Here is a 1104-nt window from a genome sequence, read left to right on the forward strand (position 1 = left end):
TGGCCTGACTCCCGCGCCCTCACCCTCGCCTCCGACGATCAGGACCGCATCGGCCCCGGCCTGTGCTGGCCGGAGCTCGTTGGGCTACTCGCAGCGCCCGCAGGCGCCGCCGGGGTCACCGACCCTCACGCCCGGCTCCTGCTCCTCCTCCCCGCGCTGGGCGACGCGGAAGCTCCGCCCGAGGCCGTGGCCGCGGTGGCCGAAGCAATGGTCGCGCAGGGAGCCCCGCCCGACTGCGAGCCGTTGGCCACGCGCCTGCTGGAGGGGCACCCCATGTGGGGCGCCGCGACGTGGACATACGACAACGACGAAGGAACCTGGATCTGCGACGGGGAACACAGCCCGCGCCAAGCACCTCTCGGGGACCATCTTCCCGAGGCGCAGTGAGCCTCGCTGGAGGCGGCACTTGCCGGACAGAAGCCGGAAGGGATGGGGGGGCTGTGAAGAGGATGAAAGGGCAGCGGCGCCGGCACCAGGCGGGGGACGTATTTGTCCTTCAACTGGACGACTCCAGCTATCGGTTCGGCCGCATCGTCAAGGTCGGGGAGAGCGGGCCGCAGGGACGGTTCCCCGGGGGGATCCTCGCGTACGTCTACGACGTCCCGTCGGAGAGTCAAGATCCGGATCTGTCCGGCCTCTCCGGCGTCTCTGGCCTGCCCAGACTGACCCCGGACCGGCTGCTGATGCCGCCTTTCTTCACGATGAACTGGGCCTGGCACAAGGGCTACTTCCGCACCGTGACCCACGAGGCCCTGAACCCTTCCCATCTGCTGGAGCAGCACTGCTTCTATGACGCGAGCGACGACGGCTACGTCGACGAGAACGACAACCCACTCCCCGAGCGCGTCGAGCCGTGCGGATGGTTCGCCCTGACGAATTTCGAGCACTTCCAGTTCGAGGTGGACGAGGCGCTGGCGGGTCGGCCGGTGCACGGTGCGTACGCCAAGACGAAATAGCGTTTTACTTCGCCGACGATGAGTCGAAGGCGTCGCGTGACAACAAGAGGATGGCGGGTGAGGACGCGATCCTGGCTTGGGCGGGCAAGGACTCCCGTGCCCTCGTCCTCGCCAGTGACGATCAGGAACGCATCCGCCCGAGTGTGAG

The 1104-nt window shown here is 68.0% G+C and carries 1 protein-coding gene and 1 pseudogene; both read left to right on the forward strand.

The window, feature by feature from the left end; genetic code table 11:
* Positions 1-387 (forward strand): annotated as a pseudogene (locus tag ACZ5CR_RS46830) (hypothetical protein); the annotation flags it as partial.
* A gap of 62 nt (positions 388-449) precedes the next feature.
* Positions 450-956 carry an Imm26 family immunity protein gene (locus ACZ5CR_RS46835; protein ID WP_468870160.1) on the forward strand — a complete coding sequence of 169 codons (507 nt, stop codon included), beginning with the start codon at positions 450-452 and terminating at the stop codon, positions 954-956.
* Positions 957-1104: the final 148 nt, after the last annotated feature.

It is taken from the genome of Streptomyces sp. NPDC031274 (assembly GCF_055570235.1).

Excerpts from the sequence above, each read along its gene's own strand:
- ACZ5CR_RS46835 (WP_468870160.1), top strand. The coding sequence starts at position 450 with ATGAAAGGGCAGCGGCGCCGGCACCAGGCGGGGGACGTATTTGTCCTT.